Raw genomic sequence first — 24247 nt, forward strand, 5'->3', positions numbered from 1 at the left:
CCACCCACCCCTCCTCAACCAGGAGTGGCCACCCTCAACTGATGAAGACCTAAGGGGTACGACCATGGCAGCGGAGATCGTCAATCCTCGCAGCGAGACCGATACGGCCGAAAGCGCTCCCGACGAGCCCTTCGATCCGGCCTTCGCGCTGCACCGCGGCGGCAAGATGGCCATCACGGCCACCGTCCCCGTGCGCGACAAGGATGACCTGTCCCTTGCGTACACGCCCGGCGTCGCGAAGGTGTGCACCGCGATCGCCGAGAATCCCGAACTCGTCCACGACTACACCTGGAAGTCACAGGTCGTCGCCGTCGTCACGGACGGCACCGCCGTCCTCGGCCTCGGCGACATCGGCCCGGAGGCCTCGCTCCCCGTCATGGAGGGCAAGGCCATCCTCTTCAAGCAGTTCGGCGGGGTCGACGCGGTGCCGATCGCGCTCGCCACCACCGACACCGACGAGATCATCGAGACCGTCGTCCGGCTCGCCCCCTCGTTCGGCGGCGTGAACCTCGAAGACATCTCGGCCCCCCGCTGCTTCGAGATCGAGCGGCGGCTCCAGGACCGGCTCGACATCCCCGTCTTCCACGACGACCAGCACGGCACGGCCGTCGTCACCCTCGCCGCCCTGCGCAACGCGGCCAAGCTCACCGGGCGCGGCATCGGCGAACTGCGCGCCGTCATCTCCGGCGCCGGCGCGGCGGGCGTCGCCATCGCCAAGTTCCTGCTCGCCGCCGGGATCGGGGACGTGGCCGTCGCCGACCGCAAGGGCGTCGTGAGCACGGACCGCGACGACCTGACCGACGTCAAGCACGAGATCGCCGCGCTCACCAACAAGGCGCGGCTCAGCGGCCCCCTGGAGGCAGCGCTGTCCGGCGCCGACGTCTTCATCGGCGTCTCCGGCGGTACGGTCCCCGAGCCGGCGGTCGCCTCGATGGCGCCCGGCGCCTTCGTCTTCGCCATGGCCAACCCGAACCCCGAGGTCCACCCCGACGTGGCGCACCGGTACGCGGCCGTCGTGGCGACCGGCCGCAGCGACTACCCCAACCAGATCAACAACGTGCTCGCCTTCCCCGGCATCTTCGCCGGCGCCCTCCAGGTGCGCGCCTCGCGCATCACCGAGGGCATGAAGATCGCGGCGGCCGAGGCGCTCGCGGACGTCGTCGGCGACGAACTCGCCGCGGACTACGTGATCCCCTCGCCGTTCGACGAGCGCGTCGCCCCCGCCGTCACGGCGGCGGTGGCCGCGGCGGCCCGCGCGGAAGGCGTCGCGCGCCGCTGAGGCGGCTGGCGCCGCTGACCGTTCTGGCGCCGTCCGTGCCCCCCCACCGGGGCGCGGACGGCGCTATCGTCATGGTCATGTTCGCCGCCTACGCAGCACGCATCGACCGCGACCAGCCCCTCAACGGCCTTGAACTGGGGGAGCGTCCGGCCCCCGAGAAGCGCCCCGGCTGGACGACCGTGACCGTCAGAGCCGCCTCCCTCAACCACCACGACCTGTGGTCGCTGCGCGGGGTGGGCCTCGCCGAGGACAAACTCCCGATGATCCTCGGCTGCGACGCCGCGGGCATCGACGAGGACGGCAACGAGGTCGTCGTCTACTCCGTCGTCGGCGCCACGGGCCACGGCGTGGGCCCGCGCGAGCCCCGCTCGATCCTCACCGAGCGCTACCAGGGCACGTTCGCCGAGCAGGTCACCGTCCCGGCCTGGAACGTCCTGCCGAAGCCCGCCGAGCTGAGCTTCGAGGAAGCCGCCTGCCTGCCCACGGCCTGGCTGACCGCCTACCGCATGCTTTTCACCAACGCCGGTGTACGACCGGGCGATTCGGTCCTGGTGCAGGGCGCGGGCGGCGGCGTCGCGACGGCGGCGATCGTGCTCGGCAGCGCGGCGGGTCTGCGCGTCTACGCCACGAGCCGCTCGCCGGAGAAGCGCGCCCGCGCGGTCGAACTGGGCGCGCTGGACGCGTTCGAGCCGGGTGCGCGGCTGCCGCAGCGGGTCGACGCGGTCATCGAAACGGTGGGCGCGGCGACGTGGTCCCACTCGGTCAAGTCCCTGAAGCCGGGCGGCACGCTGGTCATCTCGGGCGCGACGAGCGGCGACAGCCCGTCACGCGCGGAGCTGACCCGGGTCTTCTTCCTGGAGCTGAAGATCGTCGGCTCGACGATGGGGTCGAAGGACGAGCTGGAGGACCTGCTGTCGTTCTGCGCGACGACGGGGGTACGACCGGTGATCGACGGGGTGCTGCCACTGGACGGGGCGCGCGAGGGCTTCGAAAAGATGGCGCGCGGCGACGTCTTCGGCAAGATCGTCCTAACGACCTGAGGCGTTCGCGCCGTCCGGCGGGGTGTGCGGGTTCTTGGCTGCGCCGCGTGTTCGGGTGCCGGGTTCCGGGTCCTGCGGTGTCGCCTTCCGGCGGGGGGTGCGGTTTGTGGCTGCGCCGCGTTCGTCTGGTGGCGGTGTCCGGGTCCTGCGGAGGGGGGTGTCCGGACTGCTTGTCGCATGAGCTCCTTCGCTTTACGTCCGGACACCCCCCTCCTCCGGCCCCGGCCCCCTCCCGCCGGTGGGTCCCACCCAGCCGCCCGCGTGGGCGCGGGTGAGCGGTGTCGTGCGGGCCGGGGGCACGTCCCTGGCGTGAACGCCCGGCCGCCGGCCCTTGGTGGTGGGGCAGCCGTCCCGATGGGGCGGGGGCTGAAGGGGGTCGTGCAGGGGTGGTGTCCGGAGCGTAGAGCGTGATTTGTGGCGCATCTTTGCGGTGGCTCCGCGTCTGGGGAGTACGCGCCGTAAATCATGCAGCGCAGGACGCCTCCCCGGAACGGCACCCGGCAACAACCGCAACCCAAACCCGCAACCGAACCCGCGCCGGACGGCGACGCCGCGCCGGACGGCGACGCCGCGCCGGACGGCGACACCGCGCCGGACGGCCACACCGTTACCCCCGACCGCCCACCCTCAGCAGCGCCGTGATGTGTGCCGCCGCCGTCGACAAGTGCCTGCGTGCCTCGCCCAGTTGTGACTCCGTCACGCCGTTGTCCCGCGCCGCGTCGCGGATGTCGTCGCGGAAGCGGTCCAGCAGGCGGTCCAGGTCGCGGGCCGGGTCGCCCGTCTCCGGGGTGTCCTTCGCCCACTCCGGGGCGGACGACGGCGACTCCGGCGCGGGCCGGGCGCCGCCGGACGGCGCGCTCGGGGGCCAGGTCATGCCGCTCAGCTGGCCGGCCAGTTCGGACAGGCCCTCGCGGACCCCCGTCGGCCAGTCGCCGCGCGCGAAGTGGCCCTGGACCTGGTCCTGGACCTGCTTGGCGATGCGCTGCATCTCCTCGCGCGCCGACTCCTGCGCCTCCTTCGCCTGGCGGCGCGCCTGCTGGGCGTCCTCGCGGGCGCGGCGCGACTCGTCCTTCGCGCGGCGGGCCTGCTCCTTCCAGCCCTGCTTGGCGGCGCGCCAGGACTCCGCGTCGTCCGAAGGGGACTGGCGGCGCGATTCGGACGCCGCCGCGCGCATCTCGTTGCGCAGCTGGCCCGCCGCGCCCCGTACGTCGTCGCGGATCTCCGCGGCCAGTTCGGAGACCGAGTCGCGGATCTCCAGCTCCAGGTCGGCGAGTTCGCCGCTGCGGCCCGCCAGTTCCTCGCGGCCCGCCTCGGTGATCGAGTAGACCTTTCGGCCGCCCTCGGTCGCGTGGGTGACCAGGCCCTCAGTCTCCAGCTTGGCGAGCCGGGGGTAGACGGTGCCGGCGGACGGCGCGTACAGGCCCTGGAAGCGTTCCTCCAGGAGGCGGATCACCTCGTAGCCGTGGCGCGGTGCCTCGTCGAGCAGCTTGAGCAGGTAGAGCCGCAGTCGGCCGTGGGCGAAGACAGGAGGCATGTCAGTGCTCCTTCGTTTCGGGCGTCGAAGGCGCGTCGGCCGGCGAGTGCGCGTCGGCCGTCGGCGGCCTGCGCAGCAGCGCGATCGAGCCGGAGACCGTGGTCGCCTTGAGCGTGCCGGTCCCGGCCCCGAGGGTGCCGGTGATCTTCTTGGCGCCCCACATGCCGCTGACGCGCAGGTCGTCGAAGGCGCTGGAGACCGAGCCGCTGGCGGTGTTCGCCTCGACCTTGGCGTCCGTGGGATGCGGCAGCCGGATCGCGACCTCGCCGGAGACGGTGGTGAGCTTGATGTCGGTGGGTTTGCCCGCGGGGTCGAGGTCGATGACCATGTCGCCGCTGACCGAGTCCGCCCGTACGGAGGACCCCGCGCCCTCGACGAACGTCAGGTCACCGGAGACCGAGTGGTACTGGAGGTCGCCGGTGACGGCCTGGGCCTCCAGATTGCCGCTGACCGTGTCGGCCCGTACCGGACCGGCGAGGCCGACCAGCGTCGTGTCGCCGTTGACGCCCCGTACGTCCGTGCGGCCCCGCATGCCGGAGATCATCGCGCCGGCGCCGACCACGCCGACCTCGACGCGCGCCGTCGCGGGCACCGTGAGCGAGACGACCGCGGTGCGGTGCCTGCCCTTGGGGTCGAGCCAGTCGAGGAACCCCTTCCAGGGCAGGTCCTCGTAGGTGACGGTGAGTTCGGAGCCGCTGCGGGTCACGATCAGCGGCGGGCCCTCGATCTGCGAGATCTCCAGCCGGGCACCGCCCTGCGCGGCCAGCGTCGCCTCGTCGGCACCGACGACATTGACCGTGCCGCTGACGATGCGCACGCTGAGCGAGGTCACCGGCTCCTCGAACGTGAGCTTCCGCGGCTCGGCGACGCGCCATGTCGATTCCGCCATTGCTGACCTCCCCAGTCACGACGCAACATATCGCGTCTTCTGCAAGACACGATATATCGCGGATGGGGGAAGTCAAGGCACGGCTTACTCGTCCTCGTCGTCGTCCAGCCGGGCGAGCCAGGTCGCCAGCCGTTCCACGGGGACCTCGAAGTCGGGGTTGAGGTCGACGAACGTCCGCAGCTGGTCGGCCAGCCACTCGAAGGTGACCTCCTCCTCGCCGCGCCGCTTCGCCAGCTCCTCGATGCCACGGTCGGTGAAATACACGTCAGACTCCTGCTGGTACGGGCGCGGGGCCCGGTCCGCAGAAGCTGCGGACCGGGCCCCGGGTGCTGTCGGTTCAACTGGCGGGCGAGCGGACGCTACGCGTCGAAGACCTCGTTCACCAGCTGCTGCTGCTCCGTCTTGTGACGGTTGGCCGAGCCGACTGCGGGGGACGAGGAGTGCGGCCGCGAGATGCGGCGCAGGCGCTCGCCGTGCGGGACGTCGGCTCCGACGGCCAGGTCCAGGTGGTCGATCAGGTTGAGCGCGATGAACGGCCACGCTCCCTGGTTCGCCGGCTCCTCCTGGGCCCACAGGTACTTCTCGGCGTTCGGGAACTTGGCGATCTCGGCCTGGAGTTCCTTGCCCGGCAGCGGGTACAGCCGCTCAAGGCGGATGATCGCCGTGTCCGTGACGCCGCGCTGCTGACGCTCCGCGTCCAGGTCGTAGTAGACCTTGCCGGCCGTGAAGACGACCTTGCGGACCGCTGACGGGTCCACGCTGTCGTCGCCGATGACCGGGCGGAACCCGCCGGTGGTGAACTCCTCCGCCTTCGACGCCGCCGCCTTCAGACGCAGCATCGACTTCGGGGTGAAGACGATGAGCGGCTTGTGGTGCGGGTTGTGGACCTGCCAGCGCAGCAGGTGGAAGTAGTTCGACGGCAGGGTCGGCATCGCGACCGTCATGTTGTTCTGCGCGCACATCTGCAGGAAGCGCTCGGGGCGCGCGGACGAGTGGTCCGGGCCCTGGCCCTCGTAGCCGTGCGGCAGCAGCAGCGTGACGCCGGACGTCTGGCCCCACTTCTGCTCGGCGGCCGAGATGTACTCGTCGACGATGGTCTGGGCGCCGTTGACGAAGTCGCCGAACTGGGCCTCCCACATGACCAGCGACTCGGGCCTGGCCAGCGAGTAGCCGTACTCGAAGCCCATCGCCGCGTACTCGCTGAGCAGCGAGTCGTAGACGTTGTAGTGCGCCTGGTCCTCGGAGAGGTACAGCAGCGGCGTGTAGTCGTTGCCGGTGTCCTGGTCGACCAGGACCGCGTGGCGCTGGCCGAACGTGCCGCGCCGGGTGTCCTGGCCCGACAGCCGGACCGGGGTGCCCTCCATCAGCAGCGAGCCGATGGCGAGCGTCTCGCCCATGCCCCAGTCGATCGTGCCGTCCTCGACGGAGGCGGCGCGGCGCACCATCTGCGGCATCAGCCGCGGGTGGACGGTCACGCCGTCGGGGATGTTGACCTGGGACTCGGCGATCCGCTTGACGACCTCCTGGGAGACCGCCGTGGTCACCGAGACGGGGAACTCGGCCTGCGCGTCCGGGACATGCGTCGGACCCGGCTGCGAGGTGGCCTCGCGGACCTCGGCGAAGACCTTCTCCAGCTGACCCTGGAAGTCCTGGAGCGCCTGCTCCGCCTCTTCCAGCGTGATGTCGCCCCTGCCGATGAGCGATTCGGTGTAGAGCTTGCGCACCGAGCGCTTCTTGTCGATCAGGTTGTACATCTGCGGGTTGGTGAACTTCGGGTTGTCGCCCTCGTTGTGACCGCGGCGGCGGTAGCAGATGAGGTCGATCACGACGTCCTTGTTGAACGTCTGGCGGAACTCGAAGGCGAGCCGCGCGACGCGGACCACGGCCTCCGGGTCGTCACCGTTCACATGGATGATCGGCGCCTCGATCATGCGGGCGACGTCGGTCGCGTACATGGACGAGCGCGCGGACTCCGGGGCGGCGGTGAAGCCGACCTGGTTGTTGATCACGACATGGACGGTGCCGCCGGTGCGGTAGCCGCGCAGCTGGGACATGTTGAGCGTCTCGGCCACGACGCCCTGGCCCGCGAAGGCCGCGTCGCCGTGCAGCGCGACGGGCAGCACCGTGAAGTCGGTGCCGGCCTTGTTGATGATGTCCTGCTTGGCGCGGGCGATGCCCTCGATGACCGGGTCGACCGTCTCCAGGTGGGAGGGGTTCGCCGCCAGCGAGACCTTGATCTGCTCGCCGTCGAGCCCGGTGAAGGTGCCCTCGGCGCCCAGGTGGTACTTGACGTCGCCGGAGCCGTGCATCGACTTGGGGTCGAGGTTGCCCTCGAACTCCCGGAAGATCTGCGCGTACGACTTGCCCACGATGTTCGCGAGGACGTTGAGCCGGCCGCGGTGCGCCATGCCGATGACGACCTCGTCGAGCCGCGACTCGGCCGCAGCGTCGATGACCGCGTCGAGCAGCGGGATGACGGACTCGCCGCCCTCCAGCGAGAACCGCTTCTGGCCGACGTACTTGGTCTGCAGGAACGTCTCGAACGCCTCGGCCGCGTTGAGCCGGCGCAGGATCCGCAGCTGCTCCTCGCGCTCCGGCTTGCTGCCCGGGCGCTCCACACGGTCCTGGATCCACTTGCGCTGCTTCGGGTCCTGGATGTGCATGAACTCGATGCCGGTGGTGCGGCAGTACGAGTCGCGCAGCACACCGAGGATGTCGCGGAGCTTCATCATCGACTTGCCGGCGAAACCGCCGACGGCGAAGTCGCGCTCCAGGTCCCACAGCGTCAGGCCGTGCTCGGTGACGTCCAGGTCGGGGTGCTTGCGCTGGCGGTACTCCAACGGGTCGGTGTCGGCCATGACATGGCCGCGCACCCGGTAGGAGTGGATCAGCTCGAAGACCCGGGCGGCCTTGGTGACGTCGTCGTCGTGCGAGGCGTCGATGTCCTTGAGCCAGCGGACCGGCTCGTAGGGGATCCGCAGCGACTCGAAGATCTCGTCGAAGAAGCCGTTCTCGCCGAGCAGCAGCTGGCTGATGATCCGCAGGAACTCGCCGGACGCCGCACCCTGGATGACCCGGTGGTCGTACGTCGAGGTCAGCGTCATGACCTTGGAGATGCCCAGCTTGTTCAGGGTGTCCTGGGACGTGCCCTGGAACTCCGCCGGGTACTCCATGGCGCCGACGCCGAGGATCATGCTCTGACCGGCCATCAGGCGCGGCACGGAGTGGACAGTGCCGATACCGCCGGGGTTGGTCAGCGAAGCCGTGACGCCGGAGAAGTCGTCCATCGTCAGCTTGTTGGCGCGGGCCCGCCGGACGATGTCCTCGTACGCCTGCCAGAACTCGAAGAAGTTGAGCGTCTCGGCCTTCTTGATGGCCGCGACGACGAGCTGGCGGTCGCCGTTGGCCTTCACCAGGTCGATGGCGAGGCCGAGGTTCACATGGTCGGGCTTGACCAGGGTCGGCTTGCCGTCCTTCTCCACGTACGAGTGGTTCATCGACGGCATGGCCTTGAGGGCCTGCACCATCGCGTACCCGATGAGGTGGGTGAAGGAGATCTTGCCGCCCCGCGCCCGCTTCAGGTGGTTGTTGATGACGATGCGGTTGTCGAAGAGCAGCTTCACCGGCACCGCGCGCACGGACGTGGCCGTGGGCAGCTCCAGCGACACCTTCATGTTCTTGGCGACGGCCGCCGCCGGGCCACGCAGCGTCACATACTCCGGGCCCGCGGGCGCCTCGGTGTCCTTGCTCGCCGCACCGCCGTTCGAAGCGGCCTTGGCCGCCGCCGGCTTGGCGACGGGCTCGGCCGGCTTGGCCGGAGCGGGCGCCGTGGCCACGGGCTTCGCGGGAGCGGCCACCTGGGCGGGGGCCGCCGGCTGCGCCGGAGCCGCGGGTGCGGCGGGCGGAGCCGGCGCGGCAGCCGCCGGCTGGGCCGGGGCGGGCGCCGGTGCCTGCGCGGCAGGCGCGGCGGTCACCGCAGCCCCCGCGGCTGCGGTCTCCGCCGGCTTGTCCGCCGCGCCGGAGGAACCCGGCTTGTAGTCGGCGAAGAAGTCCCACCAGGCACGGTCGACTGAGTTCGGGTCGTGGAGGTACTGCTGGTAGATCTCGTCGACGAGCCACTCATTGGGCCCGAAGGCAGCGGCAGGGTTCTTCCCCTGCCCGTCTGCGTCGGTCGAGATGCTCGAGTTACTGGTGGACTGAGACGACACGGCGTGAACCGCCCTCTTCCGCTTCACAAAAAGTAATGGACAGCGGGAATCAAGGCTACGCCTACCGGGCGCGCAGGTGCAGGCCGGGCGTGCCATCGTCGTGCAAGTCACATCCGACAGCGGGTTTCAGCGTATGAAATGGCGGGAAACAAACCCGGTTCACCTTCACCGGGACTGTGCGGAGCCCCCGATAGCGGAGAGTGGCCAGGCTCGTGGCCCGCCCGTCCCCGACTCCGTATCCGGAGATCGTGCGCTTTCCTTACGAATTGTACGTCAACCGGGTGTTCTGCTGGACTCCCGGAAGAGTGACCCGTATCCGGCAGCCGCGCGCTGATTCGGCCACTCCGATGCGGCCGCCGTGCAGATCCACCGCCCAGCGGGCGATCGCGAGACCGAGACCCGTACCGCCGTCCGTACCGGGTCCCGGCGCCGGGGTGCTGCCCCGGTTGAACCGCTCGAAGACCCGGCTGCGCTCCGGCTCGGGGATCCCGGGGCCCTCGTCCAGCACCTCCAGGTCCAGCGACTCGGGCTGCGGGCCGCGCCGGGCCCGTACGGTGACCCGGCCGTGCGCCGGGCTGTGCTTGACAGCGTTGTCGATCAGGTTGGCCACGACCTGGTGCAGCCGCTCCGCGTCCGCGTGCGCGGTCAGCTCGGGCGGCGACACGTCCAGATGCAGATGCACGTCCGTACGGGTGTGGTTCCCTGACCCCGAGCTGAGGCCGCGCTGCGAGGCCGCCAGATTGGCCTCCTTGAGCACGCCCGACAGATACGGCCACACCTCGAAGCGGCGGGCCCGCAGCGGCACCACGCCGTTGTCGAGCCGCGACAGGTCCAGCAGCGTCTCCACGAGCCGGCCCAGCCGCTCCGTCTGGCTCAGCGCCGTGCGCATCGTCTCCGGGTCGGCGGCCGACACCCCGTCCACGACGTTCTCCAGCACGGCGCGCAACGCCGCGATGGGGGTGCGCAGTTCGTGCGAGACGTTGGCGACCAGCTCCTTGCGGTGCCGGTCGACCGCCTCCAGGTCGTCCGCCATGCGGTTGATGGTGGACGCCAGGTCGCCCAGCTCGTCCCGCCGGTCGGCGCCGCTGACCCTGCGGGTGTACTCACCGTGCGAGATGCCCTTGGCGACGGTGTTCATCTCGTCCAGCGGGGCGGTCAGGCCGTGCGCCACGAACTGGGTGATGAGCAGGGTCGCGATCACCGAGAAGACGGTGATGAACCGCAGCTCGGTCTTGGTGCGCAGGGCCACCATCAGCAGCCCCGTCGTGATGAAGACGGAGACCACGACGAGGGTGCCGAGCTTGGCCTTGATGGAGAACGGACGCAGATTCCTGCTGGGCGGGCGTCTGCTCGGCAGGTTCATGGCGCCGGGGTCTCCAGGGCGTACCCGACGCCGTGCACCGTACGGATCCGCTCGGCGCCGATCTTCCGGCGCAGCGCCTTGATGTGGCTGTCGACGGTACGGGTGCCCGAGGCGTCCGCCCAGTCCCACACCTCGGCGAGCAGCTGCTCGCGGGAGAGGACGGCGCGCGGCGTGTTCGCCAGGCAGACCAGCAGGTCGAACTCGGTCGGCGTCAGATGGACGTCCTCGCCGCGCACCCGCACCCGGCGCTGCGCGTGGTCGATCTCCAGCTCGCCGAGGCGCAGGATCCCGCTGCGCGGGGTTACGGCGGCCAGCGCGGCCCGCTCGACGCGGCGCAGCAGCACATGCACCCGGGCGGCCAGCTCCCGCATGGAGAACGGCTTGGTCATGTAGTCGTCGGCGCCGACCCCGAGACCCACCAGCATGTCGGTCTCGTCGTCACGCGCCGTCAGCATCAGGACCGGCACCGGGCGCTGCGCCTGTACCCGGCGGCAGACCTCCAGGCCGTCGAAGCCGGGCAGCATCACGTCGAGGACCATCAGATCCGGCTGCCACGCCTCGGCGGCGTCGACCGCCGCCGGGCCGTCGAGCGCCGTCTGGACCATGAACCCCTCGGCCCGCAGCCGCGCCGCGATGGCGTCGACGATCGTCGCGTCGTCCTCCACGACCAGGACCCGGCGCTGGGCGCCGGGCGTCGCCGCGACCCCGTTCTGGCTGGTGTGTGTCTGCTCCATCGCCCCGCCCCTGCTACGTGTTCGCTGTCCGTGTTGCCCGTACCGCGGGTCCTCGCGCTGCGGTCCTCGTACCGCCGGGGGCCGTCGTCCGCGCGCGTCCGCACACCGTCGAAGAAACCCTGTGTGGGGAGCAGCGTAGAGGCAGCGAAGGGGTCCCGGCTACGCAGTGCGAACGCCGAGATGGACCACGTCGGGCACTCCCCGGGCAACCTGGATCTCTTGGGTGGTTACCCCGTTGAATCCGGCATTCCGCAACGCATCGCCAAAGGTCGGAGAGGGTTGCGCGGACCAGACGGCGAGGACGCCGCCGGGGTTCAGCAGGGCCCGGCAGGCAGCCAGTCCTGCCTGTGTATACAAGCTTTCGTTGCTCTCGGTCACGGTCCAGTCGGGGCCGTTGTCGATATCCAGACAGAGTGCGTCGTAGCGGTCCGTCGTGGTGCGGACGTGCTCCACGAGGTCGGTGTGAAGGATCACAGTCCGCGGGTCGACCAGCGCGGCCCCGGAGATCCTGGCCAGCGGCCCGCCGTGGTGCCAGTCGATGACGGCCCGCTCCCGCTCGACCACCGCGATCCGCCCCCAGTGCGGATCGGCCGCCGCGTGCGCGAGCGAGAAGCCCACCCCGAGGCCGCCGATGAGGACCGACGGCATACTGTTGCGCCGCTCCTCGCTCAGCGCGCCGAGCGCGGCGTCGATGAGCAGCCGTTCGGAGCGCCCGTCGGAGGTGTCCATCAGGAACGTCCCGTTGGCGATGATCTCCAACCGGTCCCCCTGCCGCCGCAGCACGACCTCCCCGTACGGACCGTCCCTGCGGTCCAGCGTGACGGGCACGGCATCGGGATCGGGAACGGTCTGGGGCACGGTACGGATCCCTTGTTCGGTCGTCAGGAGTGGTGCACGCCATCCTGCTGCGCCGACGGCGGCCGGGACAATCCGGCACCCCTGCTTGTGCCCCGCTCCCGCGCTGTCAGCGCCCGTCTGTTGTCAATCCCCGTCGGGGCGCGCGCCCCGCCACGCGTACAGCGCGGCGCCGCAGACGTACGTCGCGCACGCCGCCAGCCACGCCCCCGGCTGCGGTCCCGGCTGCATCGGCCAGGCCCAGACCGTCGCGACGCCGTCGTGCGTCGAGGGTGCTGACAGGTAGGTCCCGCTGAGGTACACCGTCGTCGGCAGCCAGCTCAGCCGCGCCCCGAGCAGCGCCGCCGACCCGGCCGCGATGCCGGTCGCGCCGAGTACGTTGCGGACCATCGCCTGCCCGCCGAACACTTCGGGACTGCCCGGCACCGCCAGAGCCAGGCCGCCGGCGGCCAGTGCCGTCAGCGCGAACAGATGGGCGAGTCTGCGGGGCCACCAGGCCCGTACCGCCGTCCGGTCCAGCTCGTCGCTGTGGGTGTACAGGCCGGTCCCGACGATCCCGGCCGCCAGCATCGGGGCGAGCGTGACGACCGGGATGCGGGCCGTGCCGCCGAACCGCCGGGCCGCCTGGAGTTCGTACGCCGCCCAGCCGGCCAGCAGCGCCGCCGCGACCAGCGAGGAGGCGACTGCGGGCAGCGCGCGGGAACGGAGGTACAGCGCACGGCTCATGGGACGGGCACCTGAGCCGGGTCGCAGCGGTCGGCGGCGAGATAGCGGGTGAGATACGTACGGGTCTGCGCGGCGTCCATCGCTTCCAGCCGCTTCCGATGGAGCCTTGCGCCCCGCGCGGGGGAGTTCGCGAAGTTGCCGCGTGGCACGAGCCACTGCCGGACGGCGATCCCGATGTCGGACGCGCGCTCGTCCAGCGGCGTGTCGGCCCCCTCCGATGCGCAGTCCGCGCCGTCGACCAGCGCACCCGCCGCCGAATCGGCGAACAGGTCCGGGTGCGTCAGCCGCCCCCGTACGGTGTCGTCGACCCGGTCCGGCAGCGACACATCGCCGGGACCCGGCGGGACGGGGTGGTGCACCCAGCGCCTGGGCGCGCCCGGCACTCCGCGCAGCTTGGCGTCCACCCCGGCGAGCGCCTTTCTCATCTCCGGGAGCATGTTCCGCTCGACCGCCGGCGCGCAGATCCGGGGCACCCCGTCGTCGCAGACCGGCCGGGCAGCCGCCGGATCGTCCCGCCACAGCCCGTCGCCGGTCGCCACGATCGGTACGGCGACGGCGGCGGCCAGGGCGAGCGGGAGCAGCGCGGTCAGCCTTCGCCGCGCGGCGAACCCGAGCAGCGCGGATGCCGCCAGCCCGCCGGTCCACAGCGCGCTCGCCGGGCCGAACCACCACAGGGGCGCCTGCAACGAGGAGTCGTACTCAAGGGCGGGATCCAGCCAACGAGCGCTCGACCGCCCGTACCCCGGCACGGCCAGTACGACATAGCTGAGGACGGCGAGCAGCGGCGCGACGAGCCGCCACGGCAGCAGCCGTCCCGCGACGAAGCCGAGGGTGCCGAGCGAGGCGATCGCCACGGCGTCGGCCGCGATCAGCGACACGTACGGATGGCCGCCGCTCGTGTACGGCCAGGTGGCGAGCAGACAGCCGGCCGCCGCCACGAGATACCCGGCGGCCGGCCACAGCGCGGCGGGGGCGGCAGCCACGAGGGTCTGCCGGAGCCTGCTCCTCGCGAACGTGGCACGCAACTCCTCCGTACCGCGCCTGCGTTCCCTGCCGCCCTGCCAGCAGCCGGCCGCCACGGCGAGCGGCCCGCCGAGGATCAGACCCGCGACGCGCAGCAGGTCAGTGGTCTCCGCCCAGTGCTGCTGCCACTGGTCGGCCTTGCTGTACATGGTGACGCCGATCAGGGTGGCGAGGGCGACGCCGGTCCACGGTCCGGTCCCACGCAGCAGCTCGGGCCGGAGTACGCGGCTCGCGCCGCCCGGTTTCCGGTCGGCGGCCGGGGCGGTCACGGGAGCCGTCACGAGACTCATCGCACGCCCGCCCGGTGGGTCCGCAGCGCCGCCGTGTAGCCGCGCTCGATCGGGTTGGCGTCGCGCTCGTCGGCGGCGGTCGCCCCCGAACCGGCGGCGGTCAGCTCCGCCGTCGTGCCGCGGAAGGCCACCCGGCCCGACTCCAGCAGCGTCACCTCTGAACACGCGGTGGCGACGTCCTCCACCAGATGCGTCGAGACGACGACCGTGGCCGCGCTGCCCACCTCGCGGAGCAGCGCCCTGAACTCGACGCGCTGTTCAGGGTCGAGACCTGCCGTCGGCTCGTCGAGCAGCAGCAGATCCGGGTCGTTGACGATCGCCTGGGCGATGCCGACGCGGCGCACCATGCCGCCCGACAGCGTCTTGATCTTCGCGTCGATACGCCCGGCGAGTCCGACCCGCTCCACGGCGCGCTCGACCGCCCCCGCCACCCCCTGCGCGGGCATCTCTTTCAGCCATGCCACGTACGAGACGAACTCCCGCACCGTGAAGCCCGGGTAGTAGCCGAACTCCTGCGGCAGATAGCCGAGCCGCCGCCTGACCTCCGAGCGGGCCCGCCGGTCCGACACGTCGTGTCCCAGCAGCTCCACCTGTCCTTCGGCCGCCGCCGAGACCGTCGCGAGCACCCGGATCAGGGACGTCTTGCCGGCCCCGTTCGGACCGAGCAGCCCGTGCACCCCCGTGCCGAAGCCGAGCGCTACGGCGTCGAGCGCGACCGTTCTCCGGTGTCTGACCGTCAGCCCGCTCACCGCGATGGTCTGTTCCCGCACTTCCGGCACTGACTGCTCTCTCTCGGTCGGTCGCGTCATGAGGATCTCGGGAGGTCGTACGCCTGCCGCCGCAGCGCCAGCAGCCCCGCGCAGAGCAGAGCCGCCACCGCCCAGCCGCCCTGCGCCGTCGCACCCGCCAGCAGTTGCGTGAGCTGCTCGGCGAGCGCCCGGGCCGGCGGCAGCGGGAGCCCGTCGCCCGCGCGGGGCTGTACGGCGGGGGCGGCCAGCACCGCCAGCAGCCATCCGCCGCCGATCACGGCCGTCGCCGTCCGGCAGCCGGTGTACGAGCCCAGCGCCAGCGCGGCCAGCGTCAGCGTCAGCCCCGGCAGCAGCCAGGCGGCGGCCCCCGGCACCCCGGCGTACGCGGGCAGCAGGGCGCCGGCGAGCGTCAGCAGCGGAAGGCTCGCCGCCAGCACGGCCACCGAGCGGGTGAGCAGCAGCCGCAGCCCGCCGCCCGGGGTCGAAGCGGTGATCTCGTGCATCGGGTCCGCGTACGGCCCGTACGAGACGGCGACGCCTGCCAGCGGCAGCACCGGAGCGAGCGCCAGCAGCACGGGGCGCCCCCCGGCGTACCCCGCGCCGTACGCGAGAGCCACCGCCCCGGCGGCGACCAGCACCAGCGCCACCGCCCAGGCCCCGCGCAGCGCCGGACCGGCCGCCCACAGCAGCCGCCCGGCCGCGCCGATCCGGCGCGGCCGGGACGTGGGCGCGGGCGCGGGCACCGCGGCGAGCACCGCGGCCCGCACCCCCGCCAGTACGGGTCCTGCGGCGCCCGCCCGTACCGCCGCCGACACCCGCACCGCGCACGGCCCGCACGCCTCGACGTGCTTCTCCAGCGACCAGGCGTCGGGCTCGCGCGCCGCGCCCGCCGCGTACAGCTCCGCCAGCTGGTCCGTCACATGCCAGGTGGTCACGCGATGCCTCCCAGGCCCGGTCCCGGCGCGATCCGGCCGAGTTCCAGGCGCAGTTCCTTGCGGGCGCGCATGGCGCGGGTCTTGACCGTGCCCTCCGGTATGCCGAGGAGCCGCGCGGTCTCGCCGGTGGTCAGCCCGTCGACGACGGTGGCGCGCAGCACGTCGCGCAGTTCGGGGGAGATCCGGTCGAGGGCGGCGCCCACATCCCCGTACTCAAGACCGGTCAGCACCCGGTCCTCGGCCGACGGGGCCACGTCGGCCGGTTCGTACTCCACGCGCCGGGCACGTTCGGCGCGCTCCTGTGCCCGCCGGGCGTCGACCAGCCGGCGGGCGGCGATCACCCACAGCCAGCCACCGGCCTCACCGCCGTGGTGGCCCGCGGCGGAGCGCCAGACGGCGACGAAGGTGTCCTGGAGGACTTCTCGCACGGTCTCGGGATCGGCGCACCGTCGGGTCAGCCGCGCGTGCAGCCAGCCCGAGTGCCGGTCGTAGAAAATGCCGAGGGCCTCGGCATCCCCTTTGGCGACGGCGCGCAGCAGCGCGTCGTCGGCCAGGTCTCCCCCCATGGGGCGGAACAGTCTCACGCCCTGTCTGTCGCTCGCGGGCACCCGACCGGTTCACCGCGTCGCGTGACGCTCAGTGGGTGTGGTCGCCCGGGTGGGGTGCCGGGGCTGCCGGGCGGGTGTTGGTGTGGCCGCAGATCCAGGACAGTGCTTCGTGGACGCCGTGGATGTAGTCGCGCGGGACCGTCCGCTGGGTGGCGTCCTCCAGTTGGACGACCGCCGCGTCCGTCTCCGCCGTCAGCAGGGGCAGGTCGGGGGCGCCCGTGCTGACGGCGCCGGTGACCGGGGCCGTTTCGCCGCGGCCGAGAGCCCAGAGGTAGGCCGTCAGGGAGCCGCGGGAGAGCTGGGTCTGCTGGGCGGTGCCCGCTGCGACGTCGGCGAGCGCGCGGTACGCCTGCTCCACCTCGGCGCGTGGCCTGGCGCCGACGCGCAATTCGTCGGGGGGTCCTGTCTGTTGAGTACTCATACCTGTTCACTTGTCCCCGGACGCGCGGGAGATGTCTCGCCGGAACAGGTATGGCCGAGTCACGCACGGCGCCCGCAGGGGGCGCGCGGCGCGCGTGGTCAGCCGACCCGTACGACGCCGGTGATTGGACCGTGCAGCCGCCATCCGAGCGCGCTGTACAGCGCGCGTCCGTCGGTCGTGCCCGCGAGGATGCCGGTCGTGGCGCCCGCGTCGGCCGCCGCCGTTTCGAGGGTGCGCATCACGAGCCGGCCGAGACCCTTTCTGCGGTGTCCCGCGTCGGTCTCGACCTGGTCGACGACGGCGGTCTCCCCGGCCAGCCCCGCCTGCCCGCGCGCGGCCGGCCCGCCGTCCCCGGTCGGCACCCGTACCCGTACGACCCCGTCCGTCCGCTCGGTGCGCACCGCGTACCCGGCGGGCGGCTCGGGCAGGGGTGACCGGCGCAGGGCGGTGAACATCAGGAAGCCGGGGTCGTCCGGCACTTTCCAGCCCGGGGTTATCCATCCGCCGACCGCCTCGGGCGCCGCGAGCAGCCGCAGCCAGGTACCCGGCTCGGTCTCGCTCCCGCAGAGCATCCGCACGGTCGCCCCGTCCGGCTCGGGCAGCACATGCCGCAGCACGTGCCCCGGCTGCCCGACGTCGATGCGATACCCCCACGGCCGCTCGACGGGCGCCGCAGTGGAACGAGAGACGGCCCAGCCGGCCACCCAGGCTGACGTAATGGTCGAATTATCCATGGGACTATTACAGCAGGGGCGGTCGTTCCCCGGGAAGTGAAATCAGAGGGGCGTGGATTCGGGTGCGAGCGCGCCGCGGAGCCGGTTGATGCCCGCCTGCCAGGGGCCGTCCCCCGCCTCCTCCCACAGTTCCAGGAGTTCGGACGGCTCGGTCACGACGCGGTCGATGCTCCGCAGGGCGAGGGTGCGGAGGTCGGTGAGGTCCGGGAGGGGTTCCTTCGGGCCGTAGTGCGGGTTGGCCGGCTCGCCGGCCGGGCATTGCGCGGCGACCAGGGCCGCTGCCGCGACCGCTTCGTCGGCGACGTCCGAGTCCAGGTAGCCGGTGGTGCCGGCCGTTCGGGCCAGCGCGTCCCTGACCAGTCCGTGGCGCGCGTCCGGGGCGGCGTCGTCGAGGTGGCCGCACCAGTCCGCCGCGGTGTCGTTGTCGAAGGGGCCGACGTCCCAGGTGCCCATGTGTTCCTCCTGATCGCGATCACGTCCGGGCATCGTGGCAGGCCGCACTGACATCGCCGGCCGGCGCCGTACGGAGGGGATTCCAGCCGCTCGATTGCTATCGCTCAGAGCGAACGGCGGCCGGGGAACATTGGCGGGCTCACATGCATTGAGTCCACATAGCTCAACCTAACTGCCGAAGGGGAGATCATGGCCTCCATTTCCACCCCGCTCACGCTTCCCGTGCTGCCGCTCGACGACGAGGTCGTGCTGCCCGGCATGGTGGTTCCGCTCGACCTGTCCGACACCGAGGTCCGCGCCGCTGTGGAGGCCGCCCAGGCCGCCGCGCGTACGGGCGGGTCCGGTGCCGGGAAGCCTCAGGTGCTGCTTGTGCCACGGATCGACGGGTCGTACGCCGCAACCGGCGTGCTCGGCACCGTCGAGCAGGTGGGCAGGCTGTCCGACGGGGATCCCGGTGCGCTGATCCGCGGCAGAGGCCGCGTACAGATCGGCTCCGGCACGAGCGGACCCGGCGCGGCCCTCTGGGTCGAGGGCATCGCCGTCGACGAAGTCACCCCCGACCCGCTGCCCGGCTCCGTCACGGAACTGATCAAGGAATACAAGGCGCTCGCCACCGACTGGCTGAAGAAGCGCGGCGCCTGGCAGGTCGTGGACCGCGTCCAGCAGATCGAGGACGTGTCCGCGCTCGCCGACAACGCCGGTTACTCACCTTTCCTGTCCACCGCCCAGAAGGTGGAGCTGCTGGAGACCACCGACCCGGTGGCCCGGCTGAAGCTCGCCATCAGCCAGCTGCGCGAACACCTCGCCGAGCAGGACGTCGCCGAGTCCATCGCCAAGGACGTCCAGGAAGGCGTCGACAAGCAGCAGCGTGACTTCCTGCTGCGGCGCCAGCTCGAAGCCGTACGCAAGGAACTGCGCGAGCTGAACGGCGAGGGCGACGAGGACGAGTCGGACGACTACCGCACCCGCGTCGAGGCCGCCGATCTCCCGGAGAAGGTGCGCGAAGCCGCACTGAAGGAGGTCGAGAAGCTGGAGCGCTCGTCGGACCAGAGCCCCGAGGGCTCCTGGATCCGCACGTGGCTGGACACCGTCCTCGAACTGCCGTGGAACGAGCGCACCGAGGACGAGTACGACATCCAGGGCGCCAAGACGATCCTCGACGCCGAGCACGCGGGCCTGGAGGACGTCAAGGAGCGCATCACCGAATACCTGGCCGTGCGCAAGCGCAGGGCCGACCGCGGGCTCGGTGTGGTCGGCGGCCGGCGCGGCGGCGCCGTCCTGGCCCTCGTCGGCCCGCCCGGGGTCGGCAAGACCTCGCTCGGCGAGTCCGTCGCGCACTCCATGGGACGCAAGTTCGTCCGGGTCGCACTCGGCGGTGTCCGGGACGAGGCGGAGATCCGCGGCCACCGGCGCACCTACGTCGGCGCGCTGCCCGGCCGTATCGTCCGGGCGATCAAGGAGGCCGGTTCGATGAACCCGGTCGTCCTGCTCGACGAGATCGACAAGGTCGGCTCGGACTACCGCGGCGACCCGGCCGCGGCCCTGCTCGAAGTCCTGGACCCGGCGCAGAACCACACGTTCCGCGACCACTACCTGGAGGTCGAGCTCGACCTGTCCGACGTGGTGTTCCTCGCCACGGCCAACGTCCTGGAAGCCATTCCCGAGGCGCTGCTCGACCGGATGGAGCTGGTCAGGCTCGACGGCTACACCGAGGACGAGAAGGTCGTCATCGCCCGCGACCACCTGCTGCCCCGGCAGCTGGAGCGCGCGGGTCTGGAGACCGGCGAGGTCACCCTGGAGGACGGCGCGCTGCGCAAGCTGGCAGGGGAGTACACCCGCGAGGCGGGCGTACGGAACCTGGAGCGCGGCATCGCGCGGCTGCTCCGCAAGGTGGCGGCCCAGCACGAACTCGGCGAGCGCGAGCTGCCGTTCAGCGTCGGACCCGACGACCTGCGCGGTCTGATCGGCCGGCCGCACCACGTGCCCGAGTCGGCGCAGGACCCGGCGGAGCGGCGTACGGCGGTGCCGGGCGTGGCCACGGGCCTCGCCGTCACCGGCGCCGGTGGTGACGTGCTGTTCGTCGAGGCGTCGCTGGCCGACCCGGAGACGGGCGGCTCGGGGCTGACCCTGACGGGCCAGCTGGGTGACGTGATGAAGGAGTCCGCGCAGATCGCGCTCTCCTTCCTGCGCTCGCGCGGCGCCGAACTGGAGCTGCCGGTCGCCGACCTGAAGGACCGGGGTGTGCACATCCACTTCCCGGCGGGCGCCGTCCCGAAGGACGGTCCGAGCGCGGGCATCACGATGACGACCGCTCTCGCCTCGCTGCTGAGCGGCCGCCAGGTCCGCACGGACGTCGCCATGACGGGTGAGGTCTCGCTGACCGGGCGGGTGCTGCCCATCGGCGGTCTGAAGCAGAAGCTGCTGGCCGCGCACCAGGCGGGTATCACGACGGTCGTGATCCCCAAGCGCAACGAGGCCGACCTGGACGACGTACCGGCCGAGGTCCTCGACCGGCTGGAGGTCCACCCGGTCACGGATGTCCGGCAGGTGCTGGAGATCGCGCTGTCCCCGGCGGAGGTACCGGTCCAGGCCGCGGCCTGAGCCCGGCCGGGGCGACGGGCCTGAGCCCCGGCGGGGACAACGGGCCGAGCCCCGGGCCACCCGGACAAAGCGGTACCGCGACGGCGGCCGCGCACGGAACGATCTGTTCCGCGCGCGGCCGCCGTGTCGCGTCCCGGCCCCTTCCCGACGATCAACAGGCCGTGACCCCAGGTCAGTTGGTATGTCAGACTGACCGGTACGCAGGTGCAGTCCCGAGTGAGAAGTGTGATGTGAGCGAGCCCCGTTCCGCCCCGACGATCGGTCAGCTCGTCCTCGGCAGACAACTCCAGGCCCTGCGGGAGAAGGCCGGACTGAGCAGGGAGGACGCCGGCCGGCTGCTCCGCGTCACGGCCGCGACCGTGCGCCGGATGGAGATGGCCGAGGTCGCGCTGAAGATCCCGTACATACAGATCCTGCTGCCCGCCTACGGGCTGCTGGCCGAGGACGTCGAGGTCTTCCTCCGGCTGGCCGACGAGGCCAACCAGCCCGGCTGGTGGCAGCGGTTCCACGACATCCTGCCCGACTGGTTCAGCGGCTACGTCAGCCTGGAGGAGGCGGCGAGCACCATCCGCTGCTACGAGCCGCACTTCGTACCGGGGCTGCTCCAGACCGAGGACTACGCGCGGGCGATCCTCACCACCGGCTCCGTAGGGCAGCGCGACCCCGCGCGGATCGAGCGGCACGTCGCCCTGCGGATGGAGCGCCAGAGCCTGCTCACCCGCCCCGACGCGCCACGGTTCTGGGCGGTGCTGGACGAGACCGTGCTGCGCAGGCCCGTCGGGTCGGCCGAGGTGATGCGCGGTCAGCTCGACCGGCTGCTCGACGTCTCGGCCCAGCCGAACGTGACCTTGCAGGTCGCCATGCTCTCGGCGGGCCACCACGCGGGGACGTACAGCCCGTTCGTGCTGTTCCGGTTCGACGTGCCGGAGATCCCCGACATGGTCTACATCGAATATCTGACCGGCGCGCTCTTCCTCGACCAGCAGACCGAGGTCATGGAGCACCTGGAGGCGATGAACCGCATGGTGGCCCACGCGGAGTCCGCCCGCGACACCCGCGACTTCCTCACCGACCTGCGCGCGCTGTACTGAGAGCCCGCTGCACGGAGATCCTGCCGGACCGAGAGCCCGCCGGACCGAGACCCCGGCTGCCGGCGGACATACGGCGGGCGCGGCCCCGGCCGGTGGTACCGGCCGGGACCGCGCCGCATGCCGCGAAAGGCCGGGTCAGCCGTTCGCGAGGGCCTGGACGCGGTCCAGGGCTCCGTTGAAGCGGTTGTGGTCGCCGACGGTCGGGCCCGTCGACGTGTACTGCCAGATCGTCTGGACGCCCCAGCCGGCCGGCAGGGCGCCGACCGTCGTGTTGTAGCGGGCCACCCAGAGCGGGTTCGTGTTGCCGAAGCCCGCGTAGTTGCCGGTGCAGGAGCTCCACCAGCTGGTCGCCGTGTAGATCACCGCGTCACGGCCGGTGCGTGACTTGTAGGTGTTCAGGAAGTCCCTGATCCAGCTGACCATCTGACTGGGCGACTTGCCGTAGCAGGAGGCGCCGTACGGGTTCCACTCGATGTCGAGCACACCCGGCAGGGTCTTCCCGTCGCGTGACCAGGCGCCGCCGTTGTCGGCGAAGTAGTTGGCCTGGGCCGCGCCGCTCGTGCTGTTGGGAGTGGCGAAGTGGTAAGCCCCGCGGATCATCCCGACGCTGTACGAGCCGTTGTACTGCTGTGCGAACGACGGGTTCTTGTACGAACTTCCTTCGGTTGCCTTGGTGTACGCGAACCTGACGCCGCTGCTCCACAGGGCGGCCCAGTTCACGCTGCCCTGGTGGCTGGAGACGTCGACGCCGTGCGTCTGGGTGACGCGGGTGTCGGGCGGCAGTCCGCCCTGCCCGTCGTGCGCCAGGACGCCCATGCCCATGTAGGCGGAGCCCGGCGCGGGCAGATCGGGGGCCGGCTGGGGGACAGGGACCGGCTGGGAGCCGGGTACGGGCTGCGTACCGGGTACGGGCTGCGTACCGGGTACCGGTCGGGTGCCCGGTGCGTGCTGCGAACCGGGTACCGGTTGGGGGTCGGGGGTTGCCGCGTCCGCCGCACCGGGAAGGGTGAGCAGGAGCGCGAGGGTTGCCAGGAGAGCTGTGGTCGCCGCGACGAGCGGGCGGCCGGGTGTCACGGATCTGTGCACGGGCATTGCGTGCCTCCGGAAGACCTGGTGGGGGGATCTCATGGACGTGTCGACAAGTCGTGGTATGGACATGTCAGTGGTGACGCTACGCACGTAGACGTGACGATGGAAGGTTGCCACGCTGCTGCCGTTGGACTAAACCTACGAAATAATGACGGAGCTGCGGCAATGGCCGTCTGTGAAAGAAACTTTCAGGAGCGGGAAAGCGCGTGATGGGTGCTGACGTGCACGGGAGTAAACCGGGAAATGAACCGGGCCCGGCCGGTACGAGTGGTGTGGACCACGAATTCCTCGCCTTGGAGCGGGAGCTGGCAGTGTTTCTGCGCCGGGCCAGATCGAATTCCGGCGAGATGGCGCGCGAGGTCCATCCCGAACTCGAACCGGCTGCCTATGGGCTGCTCGTCCGGCTGGAGGAAACCACTTATCAGCGGGCCACCGAGCTGTCCGCCTACTTCGGTGTCGGCAAGGCGACGATGAGCCGTCAGCTGCGGGCGCTGGAGGACCTCGGACTTGTCACCCGCGAGCGTGACCCCGCCGACGGGCGCGCGTCACTCGTACGCCTCACGGGCGAGGGGCTGGCCCGCTTCCAGCGGGTGCGCGACGCGCGCAGAGGCCGGTACGTACGACAGCTCGCCGACTGGGACCGCGCCGAGATCGCCGAGCTGGCCCGGCTGCTGCACCACATGAACGCCCGTACGGGCAGCTGACAGGGGCGGCTGAAACGGCCGGCCGACGGTTCCGGGGCCGGCCCGCGGCGGGGCCGCTCACACCTCCACGTACGTCGCCGTCGCGTCGTCGCTCTTCTTCCAGCGGCGGAAGGCGGCGCCGTCCGGGTCGGTGTCCTCGGTCGCCCGTACGCGGTCGATCAGCTCCTGCGGACCGCTCTTGCGCACCAGCGCCAGACAGTCCGCCCAGTCGCCCTCGTGGAACATCTCCACCCACCGGGCCGCGCCGTCCGTCAGGGCCAGCAGGGCGCGTACGTCGGCGGCCGGGGTACGGCCCGTCACGGCCTTCGCCGCCGCGGACGGGTCGGCGGCCGCCGTGAAGAAACCGCCCTCCGCGTTGCGCAGCGCGTCCGCCGACGCCGCCGAGCGCAGGGCGGCGAGCGGGACGCGGTGCAGCCGGTCGTCCACGACGGCCCGTACAGCGCCGTCCGGCGCCTCCAGCAGCAGCGTCGAGTCGGAGAGCACCAGATGCTCGACGGAGTCCGCGCCCCAGCGGGCCATCACCACGGTTGCCTGCGGAGTCCGCACGTGAGAAAGGTCACAAGTGTCGCGATGTGCGTCGGCGGTACGCCGGATGGCGTCGGCCAGGATCTCCGGCAGCGTCAGATCCCGTCGCGAAGCGGACAGTTCGGCCAGCGCGCCGCCGAGCCTGGCGGTGAACCAGGGCACACCGTGCACACAACCGACATCGCCAGCCGGGGGCGTCACACCGTCCAGGAGGATCAGCGAGCCGCCTTCGCCGGACGCCGGGAGGACCACGGATGTCCAGTCCTCGTTGGGCCGTTCGGTGACTCCGGGTGCGGTGGCGAGTTCGATGCGCATGGGATCAAGTCTGCACGAGTCCGCCCCAGCTCCTGCCGACTCCTTCACCGGCCCTGCACCGGGCGTGGAATCTCCGTACCG

22 protein-coding genes are annotated in these 24247 nt (G+C 71.7%); 5 read left to right on the forward strand and 17 right to left on the reverse strand.

The genetic code is table 11. The features are described from left to right. Window positions 1–64 precede the first annotated feature (64 nt). Both OHS57_RS25925 and OHS57_RS25930 read left to right on the forward strand, forming a co-directional pair. Window positions 65–1279, forward strand: a complete 1215-nt coding sequence (locus tag OHS57_RS25925; RefSeq protein WP_328583498.1) for an NAD(P)-dependent malic enzyme — start codon at window positions 65–67, stop codon at window positions 1277–1279. 77 nt (window positions 1280–1356) lie between these two features. Then, complete coding sequence (locus tag OHS57_RS25930; RefSeq protein ID WP_041984473.1) at window positions 1357–2319, forward strand: zinc-binding dehydrogenase; 963 nt, start codon at window positions 1357–1359, stop codon at window positions 2317–2319. Window positions 2320–2926: 607 nt separating this feature from the next. Here OHS57_RS25930 and OHS57_RS25935 read toward each other — a convergent pair. From OHS57_RS25935 to OHS57_RS26005, 15 genes are all read right to left on the reverse strand, one after another. Continuing rightward, entirely contained in the window at window positions 2927–3853 is a 927-nt protein-coding gene (locus OHS57_RS25935; protein WP_041984471.1) for a PadR family transcriptional regulator, read from the reverse strand. Between the two features lies 1 nt (window position 3854). Further along, window positions 3855–4742, reverse strand: coding sequence for a DUF4097 family beta strand repeat-containing protein (locus OHS57_RS25940; RefSeq protein ID WP_328583499.1), 888 nt, complete (start codon window positions 4740–4742; stop codon window positions 3855–3857). A gap of 84 nt (window positions 4743–4826) precedes the next feature. Next, entirely contained in the window at window positions 4827–5006 is a 180-nt protein-coding gene (locus tag OHS57_RS25945; RefSeq protein WP_041984467.1) for a DUF6104 family protein, read from the reverse strand. A 95-nt stretch (window positions 5007–5101) separates the two neighbouring features. Then, complete coding sequence (locus tag OHS57_RS25950; RefSeq protein ID WP_328583500.1) at window positions 5102–8950, reverse strand: multifunctional oxoglutarate decarboxylase/oxoglutarate dehydrogenase thiamine pyrophosphate-binding subunit/dihydrolipoyllysine-residue succinyltransferase subunit; 3849 nt, start codon at window positions 8948–8950, stop codon at window positions 5102–5104. 259 nt (window positions 8951–9209) lie between these two features. Beyond that, window positions 9210–10313, reverse strand: a complete 1104-nt coding sequence (locus OHS57_RS25955; protein ID WP_328583501.1) for a HAMP domain-containing sensor histidine kinase — start codon at window positions 10311–10313, stop codon at window positions 9210–9212. Beyond that, the gene (locus OHS57_RS25960; protein WP_041984459.1) at window positions 10310–11047 is read right to left on the reverse strand and encodes a response regulator transcription factor; all 738 of its coding nucleotides are present in this window, start codon (window positions 11045–11047) and stop codon (window positions 10310–10312) included. Before OHS57_RS25960 ends, OHS57_RS25955 begins: the two co-directional genes overlap by 4 nt. Window positions 11048–11206: 159 nt before the next feature. Continuing rightward, the gene (locus OHS57_RS25965) at window positions 11207–11905 is read right to left on the reverse strand and encodes a spermidine synthase (protein ID WP_041984457.1); all 699 of its coding nucleotides are present in this window, start codon (window positions 11903–11905) and stop codon (window positions 11207–11209) included. Window positions 11906–12028: 123 nt separating this feature from the next. Next, a complete protein-coding gene (locus OHS57_RS25970; RefSeq protein WP_328583502.1) occupies window positions 12029–12628 on the reverse strand; it encodes a hypothetical protein in 600 nt (199 codons plus the stop codon). After that, on the reverse strand, window positions 12625–13941 hold the full coding sequence (locus tag OHS57_RS25975) for a hypothetical protein (RefSeq protein ID WP_443042970.1): 1317 nt from the start codon (window positions 13939–13941) through the stop codon (window positions 12625–12627). The genes OHS57_RS25970 and OHS57_RS25975 overlap by 4 nt, the downstream gene beginning before the upstream one ends. After that, entirely contained in the window at window positions 13938–14750 is an 813-nt protein-coding gene (locus OHS57_RS25980) for an ABC transporter ATP-binding protein (RefSeq protein WP_443042971.1), read from the reverse strand. Before OHS57_RS25980 ends, OHS57_RS25975 begins: the two co-directional genes overlap by 4 nt. Continuing rightward, entirely contained in the window at window positions 14747–15625 is an 879-nt protein-coding gene (locus tag OHS57_RS25985; protein ID WP_328583505.1) for a zf-HC2 domain-containing protein, read from the reverse strand. The genes OHS57_RS25980 and OHS57_RS25985 overlap by 4 nt, the downstream gene beginning before the upstream one ends. Next, complete coding sequence (locus tag OHS57_RS25990; RefSeq protein ID WP_328583506.1) at window positions 15622–16209, reverse strand: RNA polymerase sigma factor; 588 nt, start codon at window positions 16207–16209, stop codon at window positions 15622–15624. The genes OHS57_RS25985 and OHS57_RS25990 overlap by 4 nt, the downstream gene beginning before the upstream one ends. A 52-nt stretch (window positions 16210–16261) precedes the next feature. Then, complete coding sequence (locus OHS57_RS25995; RefSeq protein ID WP_041984440.1) at window positions 16262–16654, reverse strand: hypothetical protein; 393 nt, start codon at window positions 16652–16654, stop codon at window positions 16262–16264. Between the two features lie 98 nt (window positions 16655–16752). After that, complete coding sequence (locus tag OHS57_RS26000) at window positions 16753–17388, reverse strand: GNAT family N-acetyltransferase (protein ID WP_328583507.1); 636 nt, start codon at window positions 17386–17388, stop codon at window positions 16753–16755. A gap of 42 nt (window positions 17389–17430) precedes the next feature. Beyond that, window positions 17431–17841 (reverse strand): DUF4259 domain-containing protein, encoded by a 411-nt coding sequence (locus OHS57_RS26005; protein ID WP_328583508.1) that lies wholly within the window; start codon window positions 17839–17841, stop codon window positions 17431–17433. Window positions 17842–18030: 189 nt separating this feature from the next. Here OHS57_RS26005 and lon point away from each other — a divergent pair, with 189 nt between their 5' ends. Beyond that, complete coding sequence (gene lon, locus OHS57_RS26010) at window positions 18031–20442, forward strand: endopeptidase La (RefSeq protein WP_041984431.1); 2412 nt, start codon at window positions 18031–18033, stop codon at window positions 20440–20442. A 230-nt stretch (window positions 20443–20672) separates the two neighbouring features. After that, window positions 20673–21533 (forward strand): helix-turn-helix domain-containing protein, encoded by an 861-nt coding sequence (locus tag OHS57_RS26015; protein ID WP_041984429.1) that lies wholly within the window; start codon window positions 20673–20675, stop codon window positions 21531–21533. A gap of 135 nt (window positions 21534–21668) precedes the next feature. On the opposite strand, the gene OHS57_RS26020 is transcribed toward OHS57_RS26015, so the two are convergent. Continuing rightward, the gene (locus OHS57_RS26020; protein WP_041984425.1) at window positions 21669–22625 is read right to left on the reverse strand and encodes a lysozyme; all 957 of its coding nucleotides are present in this window, start codon (window positions 22623–22625) and stop codon (window positions 21669–21671) included. A 206-nt stretch (window positions 22626–22831) separates the two neighbouring features. On the opposite strand from OHS57_RS26020, the gene OHS57_RS26025 reads away from it, so the two are divergent. Then, the gene (locus OHS57_RS26025) at window positions 22832–23326 is read left to right on the forward strand and encodes a MarR family transcriptional regulator (protein ID WP_078863416.1); all 495 of its coding nucleotides are present in this window, start codon (window positions 22832–22834) and stop codon (window positions 23324–23326) included. A 57-nt stretch (window positions 23327–23383) separates the two neighbouring features. Here the strand turns inward: OHS57_RS26025 and OHS57_RS26030 are convergent, their stop codons facing one another. Continuing rightward, a complete protein-coding gene (locus OHS57_RS26030; RefSeq protein WP_328583509.1) occupies window positions 23384–24166 on the reverse strand; it encodes a hypothetical protein in 783 nt (260 codons plus the stop codon). Window positions 24167–24247 lie beyond the last annotated feature (81 nt).

This window comes from Streptomyces sp. NBC_00370, assembly GCF_036084755.1.
GTDB lineage: Bacteria > Actinomycetota > Actinomycetes > Streptomycetales > Streptomycetaceae > Streptomyces.